Source organism: Hydrogenophaga sp. UC242_53 (assembly GCF_042696965.1).
Lineage (GTDB): Bacteria > Pseudomonadota > Gammaproteobacteria > Burkholderiales > Burkholderiaceae_C > Hydrogenophaga.
The window spans coordinates 4208807-4233140 of the sequence record NZ_CP170552.1 but is presented as its reverse complement, the minus strand read 5'-3'; the positions used below and the strand labels follow the sequence as shown (position 1 = coordinate 4233140).

Below are 24334 nucleotides of genomic sequence, written 5' to 3'. Positions count from 1 at the left end.
GCATCGCGGCGGCTGACATGCCAGACGATCCAGGCTCCCTACGATGGGGTATCTCTACAAGGAGCACACCTCATGAACACCATCATTTACATCGTGGGCCTGGTCGTCGTCATTGGCGTCATTCTGAGTTTCTTCGGCCTGCGCTGAAGCGGTGGCGTTGCCTGACAGCGCCCCTCCTTCAGTCGACGTCGGTGGCGGTGTTGGTGTGCGACAGTGCATACAGACCGCGCACCGCGCCGATTTTTGCGCCCGCGCCGGTAAGCACCGCATCGGACAGCTCCGTGCCGGCCAGGGCCTGCAGTGACGCGAGGTCGTAGCCGCAGACGATGAAGATCCAGTCGGCTGCGAGGTCCGGTCCCCCGCGAATTTTCTGCTCTGTCGTGGTCTCGATTTTGGGGGCCTGGTGGACGAGCAGGTGTCCGGCCGAGACGCCGGGGCGCGACCTGAACGCGTTGGCCTGTGTGCGCAGATGATCACGCAGCCGCTCGGCGGCACCTTCGCTCGGTGAAAGGCGCACCGTGAGCGCGTGGCGCGACAGCGCGCCGCCAAAGCTCTCGAGTACATGGCACTGGCTGCGCACCATGTGGCGGTGATGCGGCATCATCTTCGCGGACCAAGTGGTGGGCGCATTGAGTCGACCCAGGTAGCCAGGTGACGCCAGGGTCTCATAGGCCTCGAGTTCGTACAGCACGAAGAAGCCTTCGCCGCCATCGGCAGCGGACCAGCGCGAGCCGCGGTGGAATCCCGGTATCGCCATGCGCTCCGGGAAGTGCTCGTGCGTGTGCCAGTCCTCGAATTCGGCCCTGAAGGCGGGCGCAATGTCCCACCACATCGCCACGGCTCCTTGACCCAGCAGCGCCATGGTGTTTCCTGGCTTCGCCGTGCCCGCTGTCAGGCGGTGGCGCGCGCTTCGCGCACCAGCTCGACGAGCGCGCGCAGGCCCGCGGTGTACGAGCGCCAGCCCAGGCCCTGGATCGTTGCCTTCACCGCGGGCGAGATGATCGAGTGATGTCGCCACTGCTCGCGCGCGCCGATGTTCGACATGTGGATCTCGAGCACTGGAAATGGCATGGCCTTGATCGCGTCGTGCAGCGATACGCCGTGCTGGGTGAGTGCCGCGGGGTTGAGCAGCGCGCCGGCCGCCACATCGATGTTGTCGTGAAAGCGGTCCACCAGCACCCCTTCGTGGTTGGACTGGTGAATCTCAAGCTCGACCTCCAGTTCCACCGCGAGCGCACGCAGGCGGTCGTTGATCTCCGCGAGCGTGGTGGTGCCGTAGATATGGGGTTCGCGCCGGCCGAACAGGTTCAGGTTCGGTCCGTGCAGGACAAGGATTTTCATGGGGTTCAGAGCTTGGAGACCCGCTCCAGTTCGGCTCTGAAGAGCGTGACGACCGCGGGGTCGTACGCGGCGGAGAACTTGTCGTAGACGGGACGGACGTCGGCCCGCATGCGGGCCAGTTCGGCGGCTGGAATGTCGTTGTAGATCATGCCTTTGGCCTTGAGCTCGCCCAGCGCTTTGCCTGACACCTCCCGGCTGACGACACGTTGCCAGTTCTGGGCTTCGGTGGCGGCTTCCTGAAGAATCTTCTGCTCCACCGGCGAGAGGCGGTCCCAGAAACGTTTGCTGATCTGGATGGGGTTGGTCGCGTAGACGTGGTTGGTGCCGCTCACGTACTTCTGGACTTCGTAGAACTTGCTCGACTCGATGACCGCGAAGGGATTCTCCTGCCCGTCGACCGCTTTGCTGTCGAGCGCACCATACAGTTCGGCAAACGGCATCGGCAGGGGGTTGGCCTTGAATGTCCTGAAGGTTTCCAGGAACACCGGGTTGGGGATCACGCGCAGCTTCAGGCCTTCCAGATCAGCGCCCTTGGTGATGGGCCGCTTGCTGTTGGTGACGTTGCGGAACCCCAGATCGAAGAAGCCCAGCACCACCAGGCCCTTTTCCGGCAGTTTGGCGCTGAGCATCTTGCCCAGCGGGCCGTCCACCAGCGCATCGGCCTGCCGCTCATTGGCGAACAGGAAGGGGAAGTCCAGCAGGCCAAATTCCTTGACGATGCCATTGAGCGAGGTGGTCGATGCCACCAGCATCTCCTGCACGCCGCCTTGCAGGGCCGCCTGCTGCTGCAGCTCGTTGCCGAGCTGGGACGACGCGAACTCCTGCACCTTGATCTTTCCGCCGGTCTTGGCGGCGACGATCTCGGCGAACTTGCGCACGCCCAGGCTGGTGGGATGGCCCGCATTGTTCAGATGGCCGAACTTGATGGTGCGTTCCTGGATGTCCTGCGCAGCCGCCCCGCTGGCCAGGCCCAACGAAAGAGCGGCGGCCAGCGCGGCCAGCGATACCTTGATTTTCACGTGTGCTCTCCTTGAAATGGCGTCAGAATCGAATTTGACAGTGTCAATGGGAATGTTATTCCATTTGGAATCCTATTCCATTTTTGGCATGTGTTGCAATAGTGGAATCCATGGCCATCAACCTCGACCGATCCCTCGCCGCCCTTGAATACCTCGCGGCGCGCCCCGAAGGCCAGCCTCTGGCCTCGATTGCGGACGACCTGAACATCCCGCGCAGCGCATGCCACCGCATGCTCAGCGACCTTGTGCGTTGCGGCTGGGTGCGCCAGATGCGCGAGCACGGCGACTACGCGCTCACCACCAAGCTCGCCGCACTGGGTCTCAACTACCTGAGCGGGTCCGGCATCGTCGACATCGCGCAGCCGCTGATCGACCGCATGGCCGAGATCTCGGGCGAGCTTGTGCGCCTGGCCATCGTTGACGGCGAACGCCTGACCTTCGTTGCCAAGGCGCAGGGCGCCAAGGCGGGCCTGCGCTACGACCCGGACACGGGCACCGATGTGCGCCTGTCGTGCAGCTCGGCAGGCCATGCATGGCTGCGCCACCCTGCCCGAGAACCAGGCGCTGGAGATCGTGGCGCGCCAGGGCTTTGGCAGTCGTGAGCAGTTCGGGCCCAAGGCGCCCAACACTGTGAAGGCGCTCGCGAAAATCCTTGAGGACACGCGCCGTCGCGGCTACAGCACGATCAATGAAATGTTCGCGCCCGGCATGAGTGCCATGGCGGCTGCGATCCAGCGCCCGGGCGAAGCCGCCATCGGCGTGATCACGATCGCAGGCCCGCTGATCCGCTTGACGGAATCGCGCATGCAGGAACTCGGGCCGGCGCTGATGGCGATCTCTGCCGAGCTGGCGTTGGCCAGCACCTCTTCGCCCATCTTCGAGCGCTACCGCGTCCGCGAGACCGAGGCCAGTTGAGTCCCGTCGGGTGTGCCCGGCCTGCCGCGCCTGCTACCGTGTGGGCATTCGCCACCCTTCCGGAAAGCCCACCATGCGCCAGTTCCTCGCTCCTTGCCTCCTGCTGTTCGCCGCCGCGGCTACCACCGCCACCCATGCCGAAGAGATCGGCTCGGTGGACACGGTGTTCAAGTTCATCGGGCCCGACCACAAGATCGTGGTCGAGGCCTACGACGACCCCGGCGTGATGGGTGTCACCTGCTACATCTCGCGCGCCAAGACGGGCGGCCTCAAAGGCGCCTTCGGCCTGGCCGAGGACAAGTCCGAGGCGTCCATCGCCTGCCGGCAGGTGGGGCCGATCGCCATCGCCAAGCCCATCAAGGAACAGGAAGAGATCTTCAGCGAGCGCACCAGCCTGATCTTCAAGCGGCTGCGCATCGTGCGCATGGTGGACGCCAAGCGGCATTCGCTGGTCTACCTCACGTACTCCGACCGCGTGATCGAAGGCTCGCCGCAGAACTCGGTGGCGGTGGTGGCGGTGGACCGCGCCACGCCGATGCCGGTGAAGTGAAGGGCGTTATCCTGTTCGGCCCTTGACCGATCGCCTTTCATGACATCCGATACCCAAGAACCCATTCACGAAGCCCGCGTCTGGAGCGACGAACACTGGACCGCCCGCGTCATCAAGAACGACGACGACGACGGCTGGGCCGTCGCCATGTACCTGGACAACGGGGCCGAACCGGCGCTGGTCGGCCCCTGGACCATGGGCCGCGACAAGAAGAATCCCAAGCCGCTGGACACCGCGGCCTTCAACACCCTGGTGAAGACCGCGAAAGAGGTGATCCGCCGCTCCGAGCAGCAGCGGCACGCGGAGCTGAACAAGAACGTGACCGTGGCGGTGGACGGGCAGCGCATCCGCGTCGCCCTGGCCATCGTGCCCGACGAGGAGGGCGCCACCGCCACGCTGCGCGCGCTCGACGAGTTCGACGCCGAGCTGGCCTGCGTGCCCGTGCCGCCCACCTTCAAGCTGAACGTGGACAGCGCGCAGGCCTGGATCGCCGCCGGTTTCGAGAGGCCCGCGCGATGATCGACGGCCTGGTCGCCGGGCGCCTGATGGGCGAGGCCTCCCGCCGCGTGGACAAGGCCGGGCGCGGCTACATCGTGGCCCGCGTGCTGGCCCGCAACCGGGCGGACGAGGAATTCATCGTCAACGTGATCGCGTTCGACGAGGCGGTGGGCCGGGCGCTGGTGGCGCTGCGCGACGGCGAGTCGCTCAGCCTCTCGGGCGGGCTCACGCCCAAGGTCTGGACGGACAAACAGGGCATCGTTCGCCCCAGCCTGGACATGGTGCGCACCCACGTGCTGACGGCGCACCAGCCCGGCGCCGGGGCTTGACCCCGCTTGCCCCAAGGGCGCGCGCCTCTGCGAAAATCGTCGGGATGAACGCGACCAACACCACCGAACTCATGAACACCCTGGGGCTGCAGGCTAAGGCGGCCTCGGCGCTCATGGCCAAGGCCAGCGCGGCCACCAAGCTGGCGGCTCTGCGCGGCCTGGCCGCGCTGCTGCGCGCCAACGTGGACGCGCTGCAGGTGGACAACGCGAAGGACCTGGAGCGCGCCCGCGCCAATGGCCTGAGCGAACCCATGGTGGACCGGCTCAAGCTCACGCCCAAGGTCATCGAGACCTGCGCCCAGGGCTGCGAGCAGCTCGCGGCCATGCCCGACATCATTGGCGACATCAGCGGCATGAAGCAGATGCCCAGCGGCATCCGCGTGGGCCAGATGCGCGTGCCCATCGGCGTGTTCGGCATGGTCTACGAGAGCCGGCCCAACGTGACGATCGAGGCTGCCTCGCTGTCGATCAAGAGCGGCAACGCGGCCATCCTGCGCGGCGGCTCCGAGGCCATCGAATCCAACCGCGCCCTGGCCGCGCTGGTGCAGCGCGCGCTGACGGACGCCGGCCTGCCGGCCGACGCGGTGCAACTGGTGCCGACAACGGACCGCGCCGCCGTGGGCCAGCTCATCACCATGCCGCAGTACGTGGACGTGATCATCCCGCGCGGTGGCAAGGGGCTGATCGAGCGCATCAGCGCCGAGGCCAAGGTGCCGGTCATCAAGCACCTGGACGGCAACTGCCACACCTACGTGGACGAGCCCTGCGACATCGCGCTGGCGGTGAAGGTGACCGACAACGCCAAGACGCAGAAGTACAGCCCCTGCAACGCCACCGAAAGCCTGCTGGTGGCGCGCGGCGTGGCCGCCGACTTCCTGCCGAAGATCGGCGCCATCTTCGCCGCCAAGGGCGTGGAGATGCGGGCCTGCGCCGAGAGCCGGGCGATCCTGGCGGCGGTGCCGGGCGCGAACCTGAAGGAGGCGACCGAGGCCGACTGGTCGGAGGAATACCTCGCCCCGGTCATCAGCATCAAGCTGGTGGCGGGCGTGGACGAGGCCATCGCCCACATCAACCGCTACAGCAGCCACCACACCGACGCCATCATCACCACCGACCACGTGCACGCCCAGCGTTTCCTGCGCGAAGTGGATTCGGCTAGCGTCATGGTGAATGCGAGCACCCGCTTCGCCGACGGTTTCGAGTTCGGCCTGGGCGCCGAAATCGGCATTTCCACCGACAAGTTCCATGCCCGTGGCCCGGTGGGCGTGGAGGGCCTGACCTCGCTCAAGTACGTGGTGCTGGGCGAGGGCGAAGTGCGGGGCTGACGCCCTGAAAGACCGGCCGTGAAACGCCCGGTGCGCCTGCTGGCATTCCTGGCCCTGGCGCATGCGGGTGGGGCCGTGGCGGGCGAAGCGGTGCAGAACTGGTTCAACGACCCGTTCTTCCAGATCTCGGCCGCCGTGCCCGATTGCCCCCGGCCGGCGGGGCCGTTCATCACCGAGCGCGAGCGGCTGGCCCAGACGCACCGGCGCGCCGAGAAGGGCACGACCTGCTGGCTCGCGAAAGCCTGTGATCGCCCCAACGCCTTCGCCTACGACCAGGACATCGCCACCGCCTTTCGGCAGGCCCTGAAACGGCGCCCCGCGTTCACCGCCGCCAGCACGCTCTGGGTGACGGTGCAGGGGCGTGTGGTGTACATCGAGGGCTGTGCCCGGCGCCAGGCCGTGGCGGCGCAGGCCGAGGCCTTTGCGCGGGCGTTGCCGCACGTGCAGCAGGCCAGCGCGATCATCCGCCACGACCCCTCGGCGCGCCCGCCCTACCGGACCGTCGCCGACCGCCCCTGAGGGCGTTCACCAGGAGTGAAGAGACCATGTGCCGCAACATCAAGACCCTGTTCAATTTCGAGCCGCCCGCGACCGAGCTGGAGATCCGCGACGCCTCGCTGCAGTTCGTGCGCAAGCTCAGCGGCTTCAACGTGCCGTCGCAGGCCAACGAAGCGGCGTTCGACCGCGCGGTGGAGCAGGTGGCCGCGACGGCGCGCGAACTCATGGCCTCGCTGCGCACCACGGCCGCGCCGCGCAACCGCGAGGTGGAGGCGGCCAGGGCGAAGGCGCGCTCGCTGGCGCGTTTTGGACCAGGCTGATTTGATAATTAATTAGAACTTTTCGTCTAAAATACTCAACTTGTTTAACAAAAATTGAGTAAAAAAGATGAAGATTTTCTTCGCGGCCACGCTTGCGGCCCTGACAACGGCATGTGCTTCCTTGCCCATGCCTCTGGCCGAGGGGGCCCCCAAAGTTGATCCCTCGAAACCGCTGTATCTGATGTCGGTGCGCGTGAACAATGAACACAAGCCGAGGTGGAAGCCAGATGTGCTTGGTGTTCTTCTGGATGCGCGTGGAGGCGTGGCAAAACCTGAGCAGGTGGCCTTTCGGATGGACGGCAAGGGCCGTGTCGTCTCACCTGCAGAAGACGGAAGCGTGACCTACCTATTGCGTTTCACGGTCGATAGTGCGGCGTACACCCTTCGTGGCCTCAACGCCATGAGCGCTGCGTTTCCCGTACTGGGCACTTATTTCGTGCCTTTGCACTCCGAACTGCCCTTGGCAACCGCCGGCGCTCACTACCTTGGGGCGGTCAATGCGGTGATTCGCGAACGACGGGACAACGAATTCCGTGCAGGCCCTGTTATCCCATTGATTGATCAGGCGATTGCGGGGGCTTCGACCGGGACTTTCGATATTGAAATCACGGACGCCTACGAGAGAGATGTGGCTCTTTTCAAAAAGACCTTTACCGCTTTGGACGGAGTGGAAATCCAGAAGGCTGTATTGCCGCCTTGGAGCCGGAATGATGCCCAGACCTATTGGGAAAAAAACTGAGCCTCAGCGCCGCCCCGGCCAGTCCGTCCCGCCTTCCCCTTCGAACACCGCGCGCAGCAGGTTGCCCGCCTGGGAGGCCAGGGTCAGCAGGCCCCAGATGAGCAGCCAGGGGCTGGCGCGGGTCGGGCGCATGCCGCTGTCCCACCAGTAGGCGAAGCCGCCGGCCAGGGCGAACAGGGCGCCCAGCAGCAGGAACACCCCCATCAGCAGCACCCGCAGGCCGGTGCTCTCGGGTGGCCGCCAGACGCTGAACCAGGCGGCCAGGGCGGTCATCAGGGCGAAAATCGTCATCGGAACCCTCCCTCGGGCCGTTGTGGGGCCGCTTCCAGGCGCTGGAACCGGCTTGAAATTGGCGTCATGCGCCCCCATTACACTGGTTGCCTCCCCAGCCGCCAATACCCCTCCCCCTATGGTCCCGCACCTCGTCACCGCCCTGACCGGCCCCATCAACGAGCTCGAGCAGCGCATCCTCGAGTCCACCCCGGTGATCGAGCGCTGGTTCCGCCTCGAGTGGATGGAGCACACGCCGCCGTTCTACACCTCGGTGGACGTGCGCAACGCGGGGTTCAAGCTGGCGCCGGTGGACACGAACCTGTATCCCGGCGGCTGGAACCACCTCACGCCCGAGATGCTGCCGCTGGCGGTGCAGGCCGCGATGGCGGCGATCGAGAAGATCTGCCCCGAGGCCAAGAACCTGCTGCTGGTGCCCGAGAGCACCACCGACACCTTCTACCTGAGCAACCTGGCGCAGCTGCAGCGCATTTTCTACATGGCCGGGCTCAATGTGCGCCTGGGCTCGCTCTCCAACGACATCAAGGCCCCCACCACCATCGAGCTGCCCGGCGGCGACAAGGTGGTGCTGGAGCCGCTGCTGCGCAGCAAGCGCCGCCTGGGCCTGAAGAACTTCGACCCCTGCACCATCCTGCTCAACAACGACCTGAGCGCGGGCGTGCCGGGCATCCTGGAAGACCTGCACGAGCAGTACCTGCTGCCGCCGCTGCACGGCGGCTGGGGCACGCGGCGCAAGAGCCACCACTTCAAGGCCTATGAAGAGGTGTCCAAGCGCTTCGGCAAGCTGCTGGGCATGGACCACTGGCTGATCAACCCGATGTTCAACCAGTGCGGGCAGGTGGATTTCAACGAGGACGCCGGGCTGGAATGCCTGCGCAGCAACACCGACGCGCTGCTGGGCAAGATCCGCCGCAAGTACAAGGAATACGGCATCAACGAAAAGCCGTTCGTGGTGGTCAAGGCCGACAACGGCACGGGCGGCATGGGCATCCTGACGGTGCGCGACGCCAAGGACATCGACAACCTCTCGGCCAAGACCAAGGCCCGCATGGCCGTGGGCCAGGCCGGCCAGGAGGTGCACGAGGTCATCATCCAGGAAGGCGTGCTGACCAACGAGCGCATCAACAGCGCGGTGGCCGAGCCCGTGGTCTACATGATGGACCGCTACGTGGTCGGCGGCTTCTACCGCGTGCACGCCGACCGCGGCGTGGACGAGAACCTCAACGCGCCCGGCTCCAGCTACGTGCCGCTGGCTTTCGAGCAGAGCGCGCAGCTGCCGCAGCCCGGCCAGAAGCCCGGCGCGAGCGTGCCCAACCGCTTCTACATGTACGGCGTGATCGGCCGCCTGGCCATGCTGGCGGCGAGCTACGAGCTGGAAGCCACCGACCCGGACGCCGAAGTCTACGAGTGAGTTGCTGCGGCGCAACATTCGGCGCGGGCGCCGCCGTTTAGAGCGCTGAGCCGGCAGACAAGGCCCCGCCGGCGGGCGCACAATCGCGTTCCCTCGACAACCGAACCCCGTGCCAACAGGCCGGGGTTGTTTTGTGTCCGCTTCCAAATCGTCACTGGCTGCGCTCACCCTCGGCGCCATCGGCGTGGTGTACGGCGACATCGGCACCAGCGTGCTGTACGCCGTCAAGGAGGTCTTCGGCTCCGGCCACGTGCCTTTCACCCACGCCAACGTCTACGGCATCCTGTCCATCCTGTTCTGGACGCTGACGGTCATCGTCTCCCTCAAGTACGTGGTGCTGGTGCTGCGCGCCGACAACAACGGCGAAGGCGGCCTGATCGCGATGCTCGCGCTGGCCTCCATGGCAGTGAAGGAGCGGCCCGCCCTGCGCCAGACGCTGCTGGCCATCGGCATCTTCGGCACCGCGCTGTTCTATGGCGACGGCGTCATCACGCCGGCGATCTCGGTGCTCTCGGCCGTCGAGGGCCTGGAGGTGATCTCGCCGCACTTCAAGCACTACGTGGTGCCCATCACCCTGCTGGTGCTGTTCGCGCTGTTCGCGGTGCAGAAGCGCGGCACCAGCGGCATCGGCCGCTTCTTCGGCCCGATCACCCTGGCCTGGTTCCTCACCATCGCGGCGCTGGGCGTGTCGCAGATCGTGGGCCATCCCGAGATCCTGGGCGCGCTCAACCCGTTGCACGCGCTGCGCTTCATGTGGGCGCAGCCCGGCACCAGCTTCATCATCCTGGGCGCGGTGGTGCTGTGCGTCACCGGCGCCGAGGCGCTCTACGCCGACCTCGGCCACTTCGGCAAACGCCCGATCCGCCTGGCCTGGTTCTCCGTCGTCATGCCCTGCCTCACGCTGAACTACTTCGGCCAGGGCGCATTGCTGCTGGCCGACCCGGCGGCCGTGAAGAACCCGTTCTTCAACATGGCGCCCGAGTGGCTGCTGCTGCCGCTGGTGATCATGGCCGACCATCGCCACGGTGATCGCCTCGCAGGCCCTGATCACCGGCGCCTTCAGCGTGACCAAGCAGGCGATCCAGCTCGGTTACCTGCCGCGCCTGAAGATCCAGCACACCAGCGTGAAGCACACCGGCCAGATCTACATGCCGTTCGTGAACTGGAGCCTGTTCACCGCCATCGTGCTGGCGGTGGTAATGTTCAAGTCGTCCAGCAACCTCGCGGCGGCCTACGGCATCGCGGTCACGCTGGACATGCTCATCACCACGGTGCTCACCTTCTACGTGGTGCGCTACAGCTGGAAGTACCCGCTGTGGCTGTGCGTGCTGGCGCACCGGCTTCTTCTTCCTGGTGGACCTCGCCTTCTTCAGCTCCAACCTGCTCAAGCTGTTCGCCGGCGGCTGGTTCCCGCTGCTCATCGGCGGCGCGGTGTTCACGCTCATGATGACCTGGAAGCGCGGCCGCTCGCTCATGACCGAGGCGCAGCACGCCGAATCGATCGAGCTGAACAGCTTCCTCGATGCGCTGTTCATCGCACCGCCCGTGCGGGTGGAGGGCACGGCGGTGTTCCTCACGGCCGACATCGGCACCGTGCCCAACGCCATGTTGCACAACCTCAAGCACAACAAGGTGCTGCACGAGCAGAACCTGTTCGTCACCGTGCGCAGCCAGGAAGTGCCCTGGATCGGGCTGAACAAGCGGCTGGAGATCGAGCCGCTGGGGCACGACTGCTGGCAGGTGGTGGTGAACTACGGCTTCAAGAACGACCTGGACCTGCCCGAGGCGCTGTCGGCCATGCGCGGGCGCGGCTGCGACATGGGCCCGATGACCACCAGCTACTTCCTCTCGCGCGATGTGGTGGTGCCCACCATCGGCAGCGGCATGGCGCCCTGGCGCGAGAAGCTGTTCGCCCAGATGCACCACAACGCGAGCGCGGCGGCCGAGTTCCTGAACCTGCCGAGCAACGCGGTGATCGAGCTGGGCTCGAAGGTGGAGATCTAGGGGTCAGATTTTCCGGAAGGACGCCTGGTGGTCCGAGATGGTCTTGCTCAGCCGGTCCAGCCGCTTCCTCAGCACGGCCTCGGCGAGGGATTTGTCCTGGACCTCGTTGCGCGGCACATCGGGTGGGTAGACGCCCGGTGAGCCGACGGGCGACATGGACCAGTGGTACGCCAGGGTCAGGAACGAGCCGGCATCGACGACGACACCCTCGTCGGGATCGTATCTGTAACCGGCGTCGTCCATGATGTGCGCGACCTCCGGGGCGGTGCACGGCATGAGGCCCGCCTTCAGAAGCACCTCGGCGACTTCACTCAGCCGCCACTCGCCCACAGGCTCGCGCGATGTCGGCAGGGCCGTGCAGCCGCCGGCCTGCAGGCAGCGCAGGGTGTGGGCCGCGCAGTTGTTGGTCCAGGCACCCGCGGAGGAGGTTTCGGTCTCGCCGGGCGGCAGCATCAGGGGTTCGTGTCGGAAGCGTTGGCCCGGCACGGAGACGGTGGTCGTCAGGCCGCGGCCGAAGGCGCCTTTTTTTTCCAGCAGATGCTGGTCGGGATCGGTGCCGTAGGCGAGCGACCGGGCGTTCACATAGCTCTCGTGCGCGGTGCGATCGTTGAATTCGCGCAAGGCGGCCCAGTTGTTCAGGTGGGCGAACTGGACCATGGGCGGGCCGGAGAGGTCGTACGAGTGCCGGATCGGCAACGTGGTGAGCTCACGGGCCTTGTCGCCCAGCACCCGCTGGTGAAGGTCCGTGGTGTCGTAGGTGTTGGACGGCACCCCGACGATGCCCGGCATCAGGTTGCTCACAGGGTCTTGGGCCGATACCCTGATGGACTCGTGGTGGCAGACCGATGCGCCGCCATCCGGGGCGAACGCCATCAGCGAGACGTGGGTGATGCCACCCTTGTAGGTGTCCTGGTGGTAGCAGATGGCCGCCACGCCTTGGTGCGGCTGGCACGCCCGCAACCGCTTGCCGAGCCCGTTGAAGAAGGTGGTGCCCCAGGTCTCGTCGTGCTCGAAGACCTCGCCGAAGATCAGCCCCTTGGCCGCCAGGTCGGCGCACATCCTGTCAAAGACCTCCTTGGACAGCCCGGACGCTTCGAGGAACTGGCCGTGGAAGCGCTGGTTGTCGAGTCGTTCGGGGGCCGCCACGCCCTTGCCGGGTCGAAACTGGATGATGCCGTTGTCGTCCGCCCCGAAATGCACCTGGGCCAATGCGCCGACATCCTGGGGATAGCGGCAGTCGGCCAGTGAGGCGGCGAAATGCATCACGGCCCGGGGAGAGCCCTCCAGTCGGGCCCATGCCACCAGGACCGCCTTGACGAAGTCGACGCAGTTGGGAGCGTGCCGGGGCGCTTTGCCGTCGATCAGGAATGCGCGGAGGTCTTCGGCGCTGAGCATGTCGATGGGCTTGTCACCGCGCAGGGAGTAGAGGCCGAATTCTTTACCCCCGATGACCCGCGCCAGTGCTTCGAGGTGTTGGGGGGTGAGTTCACCGACGCCCGTGGACCGAGGGGTGTTGTCGAAGCGCTGTTCTGCCCACCGGGGGAGCGCAAGCCAGGTGAGGTTCTCGTATTCGACGTCTTTCCCACCCATGTCGGTGTGGATGGTGTCGCGGCGACGCACCGGCGTGTGGTTGTCGGGCTGATGGCCGATGGACCCCGGGCGTTCGGCGTCTGCGGGCTGGCCCAGGAAGCTTTGGAGCGAGGTGAATTCCGTGGCGTTCAGTCGGAAGGCGATGTGGCCGGTCTTCGACAGCGCGCCCTCGGGGTTGCGCCTCGTCTCGCTGAACAACAGCTGGGCGAATGGTTTGGCGTGGACCTTGACGAATGCGCTGCCCACGCCGGGGAGGCAGGTGCCGAGGGCGTTTCTGATGATGGGGTTCATGAGGGGCTCAGGCGCTGGCCAGCGCGGTGCGGGCCTGGTTGACGCGCGCCTGCAGCCAGGCCGGCAAGGAGGGGGTGCGTTCCAGCGCGTCCAGGGGCACGTCGAAGCGGTACGCCACCTTCCCCGAGTTGGGCACGACCACGAAGCAGCCCGACACCTCGTCATTGGCGCGGGCGTTGTACTCCAGCAGTTGGATCTCGTTGCCGGGTTGATGGCCGAGGTCGACGTACACGACGAGACCCGAATCGCCTTTGGGAATCAGTCCGACGATGGCGCCGTCCACCTCGAAGTGAGGGGTCCGGGCGGTGCCCTGCCAGTTGTCCAGCTGGGTTTGCTCAAAGAGCTTGTGCATCAAGGCGGCATAGCGCATGGTGGGGTCCTGGTTGAACGGCCGGGCCGTCTCGAGCGCGACCCGTCAGGAAGTAGTGCGGGGCCTGGCGGTTCGGTTCTGTCGGCGCCCGCCGAGCAGGGTTCCGGGGCCATTGCCGGTGGCCCCCGTGCGTTGTGCCGCCGCCCGGCACAATCGCCCGATGTCTTCCACCGCGTCCCCCTCCTTTTTTCGAGACGTCAACCTCTCGGCCGCCACGGCCGGCTTCGTGGCCGTGCTGGTGGGCTTCACCAGCTCGGTTGCGCATCGTCTTCCAGGCCGCGCAGGCGTTTGGCGCCACCCCCGCGCAGATCACCTCGTGGATGTGGGCGCTCGGCCTGGGCATGGGCCTGTGCTCGGCCATTCCCTCGCTGGTGCTGCGCCAGCCCGTCATGATCGCCTGGAGCACGCCGGGCGCGGCGGTGCTGCGCACGGCGGGCCTGGCCGGCGGCTTCACCATGGCCGATGCCGTGGGGGCTTTCCTCATCAGCGCCGCGCTCATCGTGCTGGTGGGCGCCACCGGCTGGTTCGAGCGCGTGATGAACAAGATTCCGATGGCGATCGCCTCGGCCCTGCTGGCCGGCGTGCTGGCGCGCTTCGGCCTGCAGGCCTTCGCCGCCGCGCAGACCGCGCTGCCGCTGGTGGTGCTGATGCTGCTGGCCTACCTGCTGGGCCGGCGCCTGCTGCCGCGTTATGCGGTGCCGCTCACGCTGGCGGTGGCCATCGCCTACGTGGTGGCGCGGGGCCAGTTCAATGGCGGCGCGGTGAGCTTCGAACTTGCCATGCCGGTGTTCACCATGCCCGTCTTCAGCCTGGCCGCGTTCACCAGCCTGGCGCTGCCGCTGTTCGTCGTCACCATGGCCTCGCAGAACCTGCCGGGCGTGGCCGCGATCCGCGCGGCGGGTTACGACATGCCGATCTCGAAGATCATCACGCTCAGTGGCGCGGCCACGCTGGTGCTCGCGCCCTTCGGCGCCTTCGCGCTCAACCTCAGCGCCATCACCGCGGCCATCTGCATGGGCCCCGAAGCGCACGCCGACCCGAAGAAGCGCTACACCGCCGCCGTGGTGTGCGGGGGCATCTACGTGCTGATCGGCCTCTTCGGCGCGGCCATCACCGGCCTGCTCATCGCCTTCCCGCGCGAGCTGGTCATGGCGATCGCCGGCATCGCGCTGCTGGGCAGCATCGGTGGCGGCCTGCACGCCGCGCTCAAGGACGACGCGCACCGCGAGGCCGCGCTCATCACCTTTCTCGTCACGCTCAGCGGTGTGGTCATCGGCGGCATCGGCTCGGCCTTCTGGGGCGTGGTCGCCGGCGCCGTCGCGCTGCTTGTGCAACAGTACGGACTCACCTCGCAAAAGCCCTGAACGAACAACGCCATGAAAAAGATCCTCGTCGTCGCCGACCCGCTCGAAGCCTTCAAGATTTACAAGGACACCACCTTCGCCATGATGCGCGAGCTGCAGCGGCGCGGCCACACGCTGGCGGCCTGCGAGCCCGAGCACCTGCAGTGGCAGAGCGGCCAGCCGGTGACGGCGCAGGTGCGCCACGTCACGCTCACCGGTGACGCCGATGCCTGGTTCACCACCACGCGCGAAGGCCGCGAGCCGTTGCACAGCTTCGATGCCGTGCTGATGCGCAAGGACCCGCCGTTCGACAGCGAGTTCTTCTACGCCACGCACCTGCTGGAGCAGGCCGAGCGCGAAGGCGCGCGCGTGTTCAACAGCCCGCGCGCGCTGCGCGACCACCCGGAAAAACTCGCGCTGATGGAGTTCGCGCGGTTCGCGCCGGCCACGCTGGTGACGCGCCGGCCCGAGGCCATCCGCGCCTTCCACGCCGAGCACAAGGACATCATCCTCAAGCCGCTCGACGGCATGGGCGGCATGGGCATCTTCCGCGTCGGGCCCGACGGCATGAACCTGGGCTCCATCATCGAGACGCTGAACCAGGGCGGCGCCACCAGCGTGATGGTGCAGCGCTACCTGCCGGAGATCGTGCTGGGCGACAAGCGCCTGCTGCTGATCGGCGGCCAGGTCGCGCCCTTCGTGCTCGCGCGCATTCCGCAGGGCAGCGAGGTGCGGGGCAACCTCGCGGCCGGCGGCAAGGGCGTGGCCCAGCCGCTGAGCGACACCGACCGCGCCGTGGCCGAGGCCATCGCCCCCACGCTGGCCGCGCGCGGCCTGCTGCTGGTGGGGCTGGACATGATCGGCGACAAGGTGACCGAGATCAACGTCACCAGCCCGACCTGCTTCCAGGAGATCCAGCAGCAGACCGGTTTCGACGTGCCCGCGATGTTCGTCGACGCGCTGGAGGCGGCGCTCGCATGAGCGACACCCCCGCGCCTTCGGCCCAGCCGCGCAACCCGCTGCACGGCCTCACGCTGGAGGCGATCCTCACCGCGCTGGTGGACCACTACGGCTGGGACGGCCTGGGCGAGCGCATCCCGGTGCGCTGTTTCAACATCGACCCGAGCATCCCGTCCAGCCTGCGCTTCCTGCGCAAGACGCCGTGGGCGCGCGAGAAGGTGGAAGGGCTGTACCTGTTCATGCTGCGCGAACAGCGCCGCGCGGGCCGGGACTGACCAGCGCCAGCAGCGCGGCGGCCAGTGGCACCACGGCCTGCGCCGAACCCAGGGTGGCAAGCGTGGCCGCGCTGAGCAACAGCCAGGCCACCGCGCCGGCGCGCAGCGCCCAAGGCAGGGCGCGCGGGTGGGCGTCGAGGCAGAGCAGCAGGCCCAGCGTCGCGATGGCCGTGGGATCGGGCGCCAGGCCGATCACCTCGGCCTGCGACCACGGGCGGCCGAAGACCAGGGCCAGCGCGGGATGCGGCCCCACCGCCCACAGCAGCAGGCCCAGGCCGAGCCGGCGGCGGCCCGGTGAGGTGGTGGCGTGGGGCCGGCGCCAAGCGAGCGCGAGCAGGCCCAGCGCCTGCAGCGCGAAGGCGATGGCGAAGGCACTCGCGGCCCAGTTGATCGGCGTGTAGCGCCACCAGAGAAAGCTCCAGGCCACCCAGGCCCACGCGAGCGCCGCGCCGATGAGGCCCACGCGCGCGGCCTGGGCAGGGCGGCGCCACAGGCCGATCGCCAGCGCCATCGCCAGCAGGCTGAAGACCCAGGGCGCCGGCCACCACGCGGCGTTCTGCAGCTCGAACAGCCGCCAGTAGGTGCGCGGCGCGAACATCAGGAAATCCGCCGACCGGTAGGTCCACCATTCGCTCATGGCGTGGCCCTACAGCGCGGCCACGTCGCGCGCCATGCGCGCGCGCAGCGCCGCGTCGGGCAGGGGGCCGCGCGCCGCGCCCATGTTCTGCCGCAGGTGCGCGACCTGGCTGGTGGCGGGGATCGCGCAGGTCACGCCCGGGTGCGAGACCACGAACTTCAGCGCCACCTGCGCCCAGCCGTCGCAGCCGATCTCCGCCGCCCAACCCGGCAGCTTGTGGCGCGCGAGATCGCGCAGCAGCGCGCCCTCGCGGAAGGGCCGGTTCGCGAGCACCGCGATGCCGCGCTCCTGCGCCAGCGGCAGCAGGCGCTGCTCGGCCTCCCGGTCGAGCAGGTTGAGGCTGAGCTGCACGAAGTCGATCGGCTGGGTGCGCATGGCGCGCTCGAGCTCGGTGTGCCGCCGGCCTTCGGAGGTGGTGATGCCCACGTAGCGCAGGCGGCCTTGCGCCTTCATCTCGAACAGGCGCGGCAGGTGGCCTTCCCAGCCCAGCAGGTTGTGCACCTGCATGAGGTCGAAGCGCGGCACGCCCCAGAAGGCCCGCGAGGCTTCCATCTGCGCGTGACCGCGTGCCGCGTCGCCCACCCACACCTTCTCGGCCGAGAACAGCGCGGCCGGGTGCCGGAGTTTCGCCAGCGCGTGGCCGATGGTGGGTTGCGAGGAGCCGTACATGGGCGAGCTGTCGATCAGCCGCCCACCGGCCTCGAAGAAGGCGCGCACCACCTCGGCACAGGCGTCGCGCGCCTGCGGGTCGTTGCCCACGTTGAAGGTGATCCAGCTGCCCAGGCCGACGACGGGCAGGGCCTCGCCGCTGGCCGGGATGCGGCGCGTGAGCAGGCCCGGTGCCGCCGGGTTGGCGGCCCAGGCCGGCCAGGCCGGCCAGGCCGCGGCCAGCGGTGCGCCGAGCGCGGCGCCCAGCCACTGGCGGCGGTTGCCGCGGAACGGCGGAGGAAACATGGTGGCCTCCCGTTGGGGCGTGAAAGCCGGTGGGACGTGGCGCGGCGCCGGGAAGTTCCGGCCCGCGCGGCTTACTTCAGCAAGGGCGAGCGCAGGATGATCTGCACGGTGGCGAAGAAGTGTTCTTCCAGCGCCTTGAGCGCGGCGGGCTCGTCGCGCGCGAGCACCGCGTCCACCAGGCGCTTGTGTTCGGCCTTCACGTCGCGGTGGTGGTCGGTGTCCAGCGGCACCGAGAGCAGGCGGTAGCGCTCGCTTTGCGCGTAGAGCAGCTCGCGCATGCGCAGCAGCCACACGCTGGGGCAGGCGCTCACCAGCGCTTCGTGGAAGGCGCCGTGGGCCTGGTTCCAGGCCGGCGCCTTGCGCGCCTCTTCGTCCGAGGGGATGTCCTGCAGCCGCTCCATGCGGTGCGCCGCCGCGACGATGCGGATCTCCCACTCCACGTCGCCGTGCTGCATGGCCTTGCTCAGGCAGAGCGATTCCAGCTCCACACGCGTGCGCGTGAGATCCAGCAGCTCTTCCCTGCTGACCGGCGCCACGCGGTAGCCCCGGTGGGACTCGGCGACCACCATGCCCTCGGCCCCCAGGCGCGAGAGGGCTTCGCGGATGGCGCCCAGGCTGACCTCGAACCGCTGTTCCAGCGCCTTGATGTTGAGTTTGGCCCCCGGCAGCAGGCGGCCCTCCAGGATTTCCGCCCGGATGAGCTGGCAGACGGTCTCGGCCTGGGTGAGTTTGGCGGCGGGGGTGGTCATGGCAGGCGAGATTGTATGAGGGAATGTACCAATGAGAAAAGAATAGATTATTTGTTGAAAGATACATCGTTGGTGATAGAGTCCCGACCCAGACACATTCACACACAGAGGAGCATTCGATGAAGTTGTTGCGTTTCCAGCGGGACGGGCATGAAGGCTGGGCGGTGCAGGACCCGGCCAGCGGGGGCTGGCATGGCGCCACCGAAGGCGCCGCCGCCTACCCGGGCGCGCTGGACGCCGCGATCCGCGCGGGCCGCCCGGCGCTGGACGCCGCCGCCGCCGCGATGCGCGCCCAGCCGGTGGTGGATCTCGCCACCGTGCGCTTCCTGGCCCCGGTGGCCGAGCCGCGCAAGATCATCTGCGTGGGCCTGAACTACCGCGACCACACCGAAGAAAGCGGCTTCGAGCAGCCGGCCTACCCCACGCTGTTCTCGCGCTTCAACACCAGTGTGGTGCCGCACGGCGCGCCGCTGGAGCACGCGGGCCTGTCGGACTCGCTGGACTTCGAAGGCGAGCTGGTGGCGGTGATCGGCACCGGCGGCTCGTGCATCCGCCACGAGGACGCGCTCTCGCACGTGCTGGCCTATTCGGTCTTCAACGACGGCAGCGTGCGCGAGTACCAGTTCAAGACGCCGCAGTGGACCATGGGCAAGAACTTCGACCGCACCGGCGCCTTCGGCCCCTGGCTGGTCACGGCCGACGAGCTGCCGCCCGGCGCGCGCGGCCTTCGGCTGGAAACGCGCCTCAACGGCCAGACCGTGCAGTCGGCCAACACCAGCGACATGGTGTTCGACGTGGCCTCGCTCATCGTGACCATCAGCGAGGCCATCACCCTGGAGCCCGGCGACCTGATCGTGGCCGGCACGCCCGCGGGCATCGGCCATGCGCGCGAGCCGCGCCTGTACATGCAGCCCGGCGACGTCTGCGAAGTCGAGATCGAGCGCATCGGCCTGCTGCGCAACCGCATCGAGGCGCGCGCGCCCGCGCCCACCCCTCACCACCCCGCCCCCAAAGAGGAGACAACCGCATGAAGCTCAACCGCCTGCTGGCCGCCATGGCCCTCACCACCTTCGCCGCGCTCGGCAGCACCGCCGCGCTGGCGCAGGACTTCAAGGCGCGCAACGCGCGCTTCGGCCACGGCATGGCCGACGCCCACCCGGCCGGCCAGGCCGCGAAGCAGTTCGCCACCGAGATGGAGAAGGCCAGCGGCGGCAAGATGAAGATCGCCGTGATCGCCAACCAGGCCCTGGGCCCGGACCCGCAGATGCTGGCCGCGCTGCAGGGCGGCGTGCAGGAGTTCTACACCGGCAGCGCGCTCGCCATGCTGGGCCAGGTCAAGGAGCTCGGCTTCCAGGACGTGCCCTTCCTCTTCAACACCGAGGCCGAGGCGCACGCCGTGTTCGACGGCCCGGTGGGCGCCCACCTCAACGCCAAGCTCGCTGCGGTCGGCATCCACGTGCTGGGCTGGTGGGAGAACGGCTTTCGCCACATCACCAACTCCAAACGCCCGGTCAACACGCTGGACGACCTCAAGGGCCTGAAGCTGCGCACCCAGCCCAACCCGCTCACGCTCGACGCCTTCAAGGCCATCGGCGCCAACGCCTCGCCGCTGCCCTGGTCCGAGCTGTTCGTGGCGCTGGAGACCAAGGCCTTCGACGGCCAGGAGAACCCGGTGGTGCTGATGTACACCCAGCGCTTCTACGAAGTGCAGAAGTACATGACGCTCTCGGGCCACGTCTACTCGCCGCTGATCTTCGCGGTGTCGAAGAAATACTGGGACAGCCTCTCGCCCGATGAGCAGAAGGCGATGAACACCGCCGCGAAGAACGCCACCGCGTTCCAGCGCAAGTCCACCGCCGCCGAGGCCGGCAGCGCGCTGCAGGGCATGAAGGACAAGGGCGTGCAGGTCACGCAGTTCTCGCCCGCCGACCTGCAGGCGATCCGCGACCGCGTGCCGCCGGCGATCGCGCCGCACCTGGAGAAGATCGGCCCCGAGTTCATGACCCTGGTGCGCAGCGAGATCGCCAAGGTGCGCACCGCGTCGAAGTAAGCCCGCCTTCCCAGGCGCTGTTCCTTCCCTCACACGACCGGGCCACGCGCCCGGTCGGCCTTGCCATGACCGCCTCGATTTCCTTGCCAGCCGCCGTGCTGGACGGCCTGCGCCAGCTGCTCGGCGAGCGCCTGTCCACCAGCCCCGCCGTGTGCGAGCACCACGGCCGCGACGAATCCATCTTCGCGCCCATGCTGCCGGCCGCCGTGGCCTTCGCGCGCCACACCGACGAGGTGCTCGCCATCGTTCGCCTGTGCCGCGAGCACCGGGTGCCGCTGGTGCCCTACGGCGCGGGCTCCTCGCTCGAAGGCCACACGCTGGCCGTGCGGGGCGGCGTCACGCTCAACCTGCAGCAGATGGACCAGCTCGTCGCGATCCACGACGAGGACCAGACCGCCACCGTGCAACCCGGCGTGACGCGCAAGGCGCTCAACGCCGCCTTGCGCGACAAGGGCCTGTTCTTCCCGATCGATCCCGGGGCCGATGCCACCATCGGCGGCATGTGCGCCACGCGCGCCAGCGGCACCAACGCCGTGCGCTACGGCACCATGCGCGAGAACGTGGTCAACCTCACCGTGGTCACGCCCGACGGCCAGCTGGTGAAGACGGCGCGGCGCGCGCGCAAGAGCGCCGCCGGCTACGACCTCACGCGCCTGTTCGTGGGCTCCGAAGGCACGCTGGGCGTGGTGGTGGAGGCCACGGTGAAGCTGCACCCGCTGCCCGAATCCATCCTGGCCGCGGTGTGCGCCTTTCCCAGCATCGACGCGGCGGTGCAGGCGGTGGTGCAGACCATCCAGGTGGGTGTGCCGATCGCGCGCTGTGAATTCGTCGACCGCGTGGCGATCCGCGCGCTCAATGGTTACAGCAAGACCGGCTTGCCCGAGCAGCCGCACCTGTTCTTCGAGTTCCACGGCAGCGAGGCCGGCGTGCGCGAGCAGGTCGAGCTGGTGCAGGCCATCGCGGGCGAACTCGGGGGCGAAAGCTTCCAGTGGTCTCACACACCCGAAGAGCGCACGCGCCTGTGGGAGGCGCGGCACAACGTCTACTTCGCCGCGCTGCAGCTGCGCCCGGGCAGCCGCAGCGTGGTGACCGATGTCTGCGTGCCGATCTCGCAGCTGGCCGACTGCGTGAACCAGACCGCGCAGGACCTCGCGCAGTCGGGCCTGATCGCGCCCATCGTCGGCCATGTGGGCGACGGCAACTTCCACGTGCAGATGCTGGTGGACGGCGACAGCGAACACGAGGTGGCGCAGGCCGAGGCGCTCAACGCGCGGCTGGTGGCGCGCGCGCTGGCGATGGACGGCACCTGCACCGGCGAGCACGGCATCGGCCTGCACAAGCAGGGCTTCCTGCTCGACGAGCTGGGCGAGGCGCCGGTGGCGCTGATGCGACAGATCAAGCACGCGATGGACCCGCACAACCTGATGAACCCAGGCAAGATCTTTTCCTTCTGAAGCTCGGCAACGCACCCCATGAAAACCCTCATCCACTGGTACTTCAAGGCGCTCGAGGGGGTCATGGTGTTGTGCCTGGCCGCCATGTGCGTCATGGTGTTCGGCAACGTGGTGCTGCGCCACGTGTTCGACTCGGGCATCAACACCTCGGAAGAGCTCTCGCGCTTCATGTTCATCTGGCTCACCTTCCTGGGCGCCATCGTGGCGATGCGCGAAGGCGGCCACCTGGGCATGGACATGGTGGTGCGCCGCCTCACCGGGCGCACCCGCTGGGTGGCGCTGATGCTCTCCCAGCTGCTGGTGCTCGCCTGCTGCGCCGTGCTGCTCTGGGGGCTGATCCTGCAGCACGGCATCAACGTGGCCAACATCGGCCTGGTCACCGGCCTCTCGCTGGCCATCGTCTATTCGGTCGCCTACCTGTGCGCGGCCTCCATCGGTGTGATGGTCCTCGCCAACATCGTCACCCTGCTGCGCGGCAAGGACCTGCCCGACCCGCAACTCACCGACGCCGCCTGAGCGCCCCTCCCATGATCGTCCTCATCTTCGTTTTTGCGCTGCTCGCGGCGATGGCGCTGGGCATGCCCATCGCCTTCGCGCTCATGGTCTCCAGCCTGGCCATGATGGCCTGGATGGACATCTTCAACGCCCAGATCCTGGCGCAGAACATGCTGTCCGGCGCCGACAGCTTCCCGCTGATGGCGATTCCCTTCTTCGTGCTGGCCGGCGAGCTCATGAACGCCGGGGGCATTTCGCGGCGCATCGTCGCGGTGGCGGGCGCCTGGGTCGGGCACTTCAAGGGCGGCCTGGGCTACGTGGCGCATCTTCGCCTGCGTCATCATGGCCTCGCTCTCGGGCTCGGCCATCGCCGACACCGCGGCCGTGGCGGCGCTGCTCATCCCGATGATGCGCAAGGCCGGCTACGACATGCCGCGCGCCTCGGGCCTGATCGCCTCGGGCGGCATCATCGCGCCCATCATTCCGCCCTCCATCGGTTTCGTGATGTTCGGCGTGGTCGGCAACGTGTCCATCACCAGCCTGTTCATCGCCGGCATCGTGCCTGGCCTGCTGATGGCGGTGGCGCTGGTGGGCACATGGATGTACCAGGCCAAACGCGACGACATGCCGCGCGAACCCAAAGTGTCGATGCGCGAGCGCTGGTCGGCCACCTTCGCGGGCGTGTGGGCGCTGCTGCTGCCGGTGCTCATCGTCGGCGGCCTCAAGGGCGGTTATTTCACGCCCACCGAGGCGGCCGTGGTCGCGGTGTTCTATGCGCTCTTCGTGGGCTTCGTGGTGTACCGCGAGCTCAAGGTGGCGCAGCTCTATGCGCTGCTGCTCGCGGCTGGCAAGACCTCGGCCGTGGTGATGTTCCTGGTGGCCGCGGCGCAGGTCACGGCCTGGCTGATCGCCGCCGCCAGCATCCCCATGGTGGTGGCGGACATGCTGCAGCCGCTGGCCGACTCGCCCACGCTGCTGCTGATCGTCATCATGCTGCTGGTGATCGTGGTGGGCACGGCGCTGGACTTCGCGCCCACGATCCTGATCCTGGTGCCGGTGCTCATGCCGGTGGTGCGCATGGCCGGCATCGACCCGGTGTATTTCGGCGTGCTCTTCATCATGAACAACGCCATCGGACTCATCACGCCGCCGGTGGGCACGGTGCTCAACGTGGTCTGCGGCGTCTCCCGCGTGCGGCTGGAGTCGGTGATCCGCGCCGTCTCACCCTACCTGCTCGCGCAGCTCGGGGTGCTGTTCCTGCTGGTGTTCTTCCCCCAGCTGGTGCTGGCGCCGCTGCGCTTCCTCACGCGCTGAGCCAGCGGGGCGGGGCGCGGTCCGCGCGCCGGGTACAGTACGGCCCACGTTCAACACCCGGAAAGTGGACTCACGATGGCGACTCGGCGCAGCAACACGGCGGTGCGACAAGGGCGCAAGGTGCTCAACCTCGCGGGTTACGTCACCTCCCACCTCACGGTGCTGGCGCAACCGGCTCTCCAGCGGGGCCTCGCGGCTGTACCTCCAGCGCTATGGCATCGGCATCATCGAGTGGCGCGTGCTGGCGATGCTGGCGGTCGAGCCCCGCATCTCGCCGGTGCGCGTCTGCCAGGTCATCGGGCTGGACAAGGGCGCCGTCAGCCGCGAGATGCGCAAGCTCGAAACCAAGGGCTATCTCACGGTGGAGGAAGACCCCGAGAGCCCGCGCCGGCACACGCTGGCGCTCACGCCCGAGGGGTATGCCGTCCACGACGAGGTCATCCGCGCCGCTCTGGAGCGCGAACGCCGCCTGCTCAAGGGCCTGTCGGCCAGCGAGGTGGAGACGCTGCTGGACCTGCTGGTGCGCACCACGGCCAACCTCCCGTTCGTGAACGAGTACGAGCCGCCCGAGGCCGCCCCCGCTCCACGCCCGCGCAAGAAGAAAGCCTGAGG

Annotated in this window: 24 protein-coding genes and 4 pseudogenes; 19 read left to right on the top strand and 9 right to left on the bottom strand. The window is 67.9% G+C overall.

Features of this window, described 5'->3' with window-relative positions; all coding sequences use genetic code 11:
* Nucleotides 1-178 precede the first annotated feature (178 nt).
* The 3 genes from ACFJI0_RS21320 to ACFJI0_RS21310 are packed head-to-tail and all read right to left on the bottom strand — an operon-like array spanning nucleotide 179 to nucleotide 2354.
* A complete protein-coding gene (locus ACFJI0_RS21320) occupies nucleotides 179-862 on the bottom strand; it encodes a hypothetical protein (RefSeq protein WP_382322227.1) in 684 nt (227 codons plus the stop codon).
* A 29-nt stretch (nucleotides 863-891) separates the two neighbouring features.
* Complete coding sequence (locus ACFJI0_RS21315) at nucleotides 892-1341, bottom strand: type II 3-dehydroquinate dehydratase (RefSeq protein ID WP_382153253.1); 450 nt, start codon at nucleotides 1339-1341, stop codon at nucleotides 892-894.
* Between the two features lie 5 nt (nucleotides 1342-1346).
* A complete protein-coding gene (locus ACFJI0_RS21310; RefSeq protein ID WP_382325765.1) occupies nucleotides 1347-2354 on the bottom strand; it encodes a TRAP transporter substrate-binding protein in 1008 nt (335 codons plus the stop codon).
* Nucleotides 2355-2470: 116 nt separating this feature from the next.
* Between ACFJI0_RS21310 and ACFJI0_RS21305 the strand changes: the two are divergent.
* From ACFJI0_RS21305 to ACFJI0_RS21270, 8 genes and pseudogenes are all read left to right on the top strand, one after another.
* Nucleotides 2471-3275: pseudogene (locus ACFJI0_RS21305) on the top strand (IclR family transcriptional regulator).
* Between the two features lie 73 nt (nucleotides 3276-3348).
* A complete protein-coding gene (locus ACFJI0_RS21300) occupies nucleotides 3349-3825 on the top strand; it encodes a CreA family protein (protein WP_382322226.1) in 477 nt (158 codons plus the stop codon).
* Nucleotides 3826-3864: 39 nt separating this feature from the next.
* Complete coding sequence (locus tag ACFJI0_RS21295; RefSeq protein ID WP_382322225.1) at nucleotides 3865-4344, top strand: hypothetical protein; 480 nt, start codon at nucleotides 3865-3867, stop codon at nucleotides 4342-4344.
* Nucleotides 4341-4652 (top strand): single-stranded DNA-binding protein, encoded by a 312-nt coding sequence (locus ACFJI0_RS21290; protein WP_382322224.1) that lies wholly within the window; start codon nucleotides 4341-4343, stop codon nucleotides 4650-4652. Before ACFJI0_RS21295 ends, ACFJI0_RS21290 begins: the two co-directional genes overlap by 4 nt.
* A gap of 44 nt (nucleotides 4653-4696) precedes the next feature.
* Nucleotides 4697-5977, top strand: a complete 1281-nt coding sequence (locus tag ACFJI0_RS21285) for a glutamate-5-semialdehyde dehydrogenase (RefSeq protein ID WP_382153272.1) — start codon at nucleotides 4697-4699, stop codon at nucleotides 5975-5977.
* 18 nt (nucleotides 5978-5995) lie between these two features.
* Nucleotides 5996-6496, top strand: a complete 501-nt coding sequence (locus ACFJI0_RS21280) for a BON domain-containing protein (RefSeq protein WP_382322223.1) — start codon at nucleotides 5996-5998, stop codon at nucleotides 6494-6496.
* Nucleotides 6497-6522: 26 nt separating this feature from the next.
* A complete protein-coding gene (locus ACFJI0_RS21275) occupies nucleotides 6523-6795 on the top strand; it encodes a DUF2277 domain-containing protein (protein WP_382322222.1) in 273 nt (90 codons plus the stop codon).
* 67 nt (nucleotides 6796-6862) lie between these two features.
* Nucleotides 6863-7534: a hypothetical protein gene (locus ACFJI0_RS21270; RefSeq protein WP_382322221.1), complete on the top strand. Its 672-nt coding sequence runs from the start codon at nucleotides 6863-6865 to the stop codon at nucleotides 7532-7534.
* Between the two features lie 3 nt (nucleotides 7535-7537).
* On the opposite strand, the gene ACFJI0_RS21265 is transcribed toward ACFJI0_RS21270, so the two are convergent.
* Nucleotides 7538-7825 carry a hypothetical protein gene (locus ACFJI0_RS21265; protein WP_382322220.1) on the bottom strand — a complete coding sequence of 96 codons (288 nt, stop codon included), beginning with the start codon at nucleotides 7823-7825 and terminating at the stop codon, nucleotides 7538-7540.
* 118 nt (nucleotides 7826-7943) lie between these two features.
* Between ACFJI0_RS21265 and gshA the strand changes: the two genes are divergently transcribed.
* Complete coding sequence (gene gshA / locus ACFJI0_RS21260; protein WP_382153285.1) at nucleotides 7944-9236, top strand: glutamate--cysteine ligase; 1293 nt, start codon at nucleotides 7944-7946, stop codon at nucleotides 9234-9236.
* A 133-nt stretch (nucleotides 9237-9369) separates the two neighbouring features.
* Nucleotides 9370-11240: pseudogene (locus ACFJI0_RS21255) on the top strand (potassium transporter Kup).
* 3 nt (nucleotides 11241-11243) lie between these two features.
* Here the strand turns inward: ACFJI0_RS21255 and ACFJI0_RS21250 are convergent.
* Together ACFJI0_RS21250 and ACFJI0_RS21245 are read right to left on the bottom strand one after the other, a co-directional pair.
* Nucleotides 11244-13121, bottom strand: coding sequence for a hypothetical protein (locus tag ACFJI0_RS21250; protein ID WP_382322219.1), 1878 nt, complete (start codon nucleotides 13119-13121; stop codon nucleotides 11244-11246).
* Nucleotides 13122-13128: 7 nt separating this feature from the next.
* Nucleotides 13129-13491, bottom strand: a complete 363-nt coding sequence (locus ACFJI0_RS21245; protein ID WP_382322218.1) for a CesT family type III secretion system chaperone — start codon at nucleotides 13489-13491, stop codon at nucleotides 13129-13131.
* 160 nt (nucleotides 13492-13651) lie between these two features.
* On the opposite strand from ACFJI0_RS21245, the pseudogene ACFJI0_RS21240 reads away from it, so the two are divergent.
* The 3 genes and pseudogenes from ACFJI0_RS21240 (at nucleotide 13652) to ACFJI0_RS21230 (ending at nucleotide 16069) form a co-directional block, all read left to right on the top strand.
* A pseudogene (locus ACFJI0_RS21240) lies at nucleotides 13652-14855 on the top strand (benzoate/H(+) symporter BenE family transporter).
* Between the two features lie 12 nt (nucleotides 14856-14867).
* Nucleotides 14868-15815: a glutathione synthase gene (gshB, locus tag ACFJI0_RS21235; protein ID WP_382322217.1), complete on the top strand. Its 948-nt coding sequence runs from the start codon at nucleotides 14868-14870 to the stop codon at nucleotides 15813-15815.
* The gene (locus ACFJI0_RS21230) at nucleotides 15812-16069 is read left to right on the top strand and encodes a VF530 family DNA-binding protein (protein WP_382153304.1); all 258 of its coding nucleotides are present in this window, start codon (nucleotides 15812-15814) and stop codon (nucleotides 16067-16069) included. The genes gshB and ACFJI0_RS21230 overlap by 4 nt, the downstream gene beginning before the upstream one ends.
* Here the strand turns inward: ACFJI0_RS21230 and ACFJI0_RS21225 are convergent.
* The 3 genes from ACFJI0_RS21225 to ACFJI0_RS21215 form a co-directional block, all read right to left on the bottom strand.
* Entirely contained in the window at nucleotides 16032-16706 is a 675-nt protein-coding gene (locus ACFJI0_RS21225) for a DUF6064 family protein (protein WP_382322216.1), read from the bottom strand. The two genes, ACFJI0_RS21230 and ACFJI0_RS21225, sit on opposite strands and share 38 nt — an antisense overlap.
* A gap of 9 nt (nucleotides 16707-16715) precedes the next feature.
* The gene (locus tag ACFJI0_RS21220; RefSeq protein WP_382322215.1) at nucleotides 16716-17660 is read right to left on the bottom strand and encodes an aldo/keto reductase; all 945 of its coding nucleotides are present in this window, start codon (nucleotides 17658-17660) and stop codon (nucleotides 16716-16718) included.
* Nucleotides 17661-17731: 71 nt separating this feature from the next.
* Entirely contained in the window at nucleotides 17732-18409 is a 678-nt protein-coding gene (locus ACFJI0_RS21215; protein WP_382322214.1) for a GntR family transcriptional regulator, read from the bottom strand.
* Between the two features lie 119 nt (nucleotides 18410-18528).
* Between ACFJI0_RS21215 and ACFJI0_RS21210 the strand changes: the two genes are divergently transcribed.
* From ACFJI0_RS21210 to ACFJI0_RS21185, 6 genes and pseudogenes are all read left to right on the top strand, one after another.
* Nucleotides 18529-19440: a fumarylacetoacetate hydrolase family protein gene (locus tag ACFJI0_RS21210; RefSeq protein ID WP_382322213.1), complete on the top strand. Its 912-nt coding sequence runs from the start codon at nucleotides 18529-18531 to the stop codon at nucleotides 19438-19440.
* Nucleotides 19437-20459 carry a TRAP transporter substrate-binding protein gene (locus tag ACFJI0_RS21205; protein WP_382153319.1) on the top strand — a complete coding sequence of 341 codons (1023 nt, stop codon included), beginning with the start codon at nucleotides 19437-19439 and terminating at the stop codon, nucleotides 20457-20459. The genes ACFJI0_RS21210 and ACFJI0_RS21205 overlap by 4 nt, the downstream gene beginning before the upstream one ends.
* A gap of 65 nt (nucleotides 20460-20524) precedes the next feature.
* The gene (locus ACFJI0_RS21200) at nucleotides 20525-21913 is read left to right on the top strand and encodes an FAD-binding oxidoreductase (protein ID WP_382322212.1); all 1389 of its coding nucleotides are present in this window, start codon (nucleotides 20525-20527) and stop codon (nucleotides 21911-21913) included.
* 18 nt (nucleotides 21914-21931) lie between these two features.
* Complete coding sequence (locus tag ACFJI0_RS21195; protein WP_382322211.1) at nucleotides 21932-22429, top strand: TRAP transporter small permease; 498 nt, start codon at nucleotides 21932-21934, stop codon at nucleotides 22427-22429.
* An 11-nt stretch (nucleotides 22430-22440) separates the two neighbouring features.
* Nucleotides 22441-23722: pseudogene (locus tag ACFJI0_RS21190) on the top strand (TRAP transporter large permease subunit).
* Nucleotides 23723-23786: 64 nt separating this feature from the next.
* Nucleotides 23787-24332, top strand: coding sequence for a MarR family winged helix-turn-helix transcriptional regulator (locus tag ACFJI0_RS21185; RefSeq protein WP_382322210.1), 546 nt, complete (start codon nucleotides 23787-23789; stop codon nucleotides 24330-24332).
* Nucleotides 24333-24334: the final 2 nt, after the last annotated feature.

Bases quoted from the DNA above. Each gene is read 5' to 3' on its own strand.
- ACFJI0_RS21265 (WP_382322220.1), bottom strand. From the start codon at position 7,825: ATGACGATTTTCGCCCTGATGACCGCCCTGGCCGCCTGGTTCAGCGTC.
- ACFJI0_RS21300 (WP_382322226.1), top strand. From the start codon at position 3,349: ATGCGCCAGTTCCTCGCTCCTTGCCTCCTGCTGTTCGCCGCCGCGGCT.
- ACFJI0_RS21285 (WP_382153272.1), top strand. From the start codon at position 4,697: ATGAACGCGACCAACACCACCGAACTCATGAACACCCTGGGGCTGCAG.
- ACFJI0_RS21230 (WP_382153304.1), top strand. From the start codon at position 15,812: ATGAGCGACACCCCCGCGCCTTCGGCCCAGCCGCGCAACCCGCTGCAC.
- gshB (WP_382322217.1), top strand. From the start codon at position 14,868: ATGAAAAAGATCCTCGTCGTCGCCGACCCGCTCGAAGCCTTCAAGATT.
- ACFJI0_RS21205 (WP_382153319.1), top strand. From the start codon at position 19,437: ATGAAGCTCAACCGCCTGCTGGCCGCCATGGCCCTCACCACCTTCGCC.
- ACFJI0_RS21220 (WP_382322215.1), bottom strand. From the start codon at position 17,660: ATGTTTCCTCCGCCGTTCCGCGGCAACCGCCGCCAGTGGCTGGGCGCC.
- ACFJI0_RS21195 (WP_382322211.1), top strand. From the start codon at position 21,932: ATGAAAACCCTCATCCACTGGTACTTCAAGGCGCTCGAGGGGGTCATG.
- ACFJI0_RS21320 (WP_382322227.1), bottom strand. From the start codon at position 862: ATGGCGCTGCTGGGTCAAGGAGCCGTGGCGATGTGGTGGGACATTGCG.
- ACFJI0_RS21200 (WP_382322212.1), top strand. From the start codon at position 20,525: ATGACCGCCTCGATTTCCTTGCCAGCCGCCGTGCTGGACGGCCTGCGC.
- ACFJI0_RS21270 (WP_382322221.1), top strand. From the start codon at position 6,863: ATGAAGATTTTCTTCGCGGCCACGCTTGCGGCCCTGACAACGGCATGT.
- ACFJI0_RS21250 (WP_382322219.1), bottom strand. From the start codon at position 13,121: ATGAACCCCATCATCAGAAACGCCCTCGGCACCTGCCTCCCCGGCGTG.
- ACFJI0_RS21225 (WP_382322216.1), bottom strand. From the start codon at position 16,706: ATGAGCGAATGGTGGACCTACCGGTCGGCGGATTTCCTGATGTTCGCG.
- ACFJI0_RS21275 (WP_382322222.1), top strand. From the start codon at position 6,523: ATGTGCCGCAACATCAAGACCCTGTTCAATTTCGAGCCGCCCGCGACC.
- ACFJI0_RS21245 (WP_382322218.1), bottom strand. From the start codon at position 13,491: ATGCGCTATGCCGCCTTGATGCACAAGCTCTTTGAGCAAACCCAGCTG.
- ACFJI0_RS21295 (WP_382322225.1), top strand. From the start codon at position 3,865: ATGACATCCGATACCCAAGAACCCATTCACGAAGCCCGCGTCTGGAGC.
- ACFJI0_RS21290 (WP_382322224.1), top strand. From the start codon at position 4,341: ATGATCGACGGCCTGGTCGCCGGGCGCCTGATGGGCGAGGCCTCCCGC.
- ACFJI0_RS21215 (WP_382322214.1), bottom strand. From the start codon at position 18,409: ATGACCACCCCCGCCGCCAAACTCACCCAGGCCGAGACCGTCTGCCAG.
- ACFJI0_RS21315 (WP_382153253.1), bottom strand. From the start codon at position 1,341: ATGAAAATCCTTGTCCTGCACGGACCGAACCTGAACCTGTTCGGCCGG.
- ACFJI0_RS21210 (WP_382322213.1), top strand. From the start codon at position 18,529: ATGAAGTTGTTGCGTTTCCAGCGGGACGGGCATGAAGGCTGGGCGGTG.
- gshA (WP_382153285.1), top strand. From the start codon at position 7,944: ATGGTCCCGCACCTCGTCACCGCCCTGACCGGCCCCATCAACGAGCTC.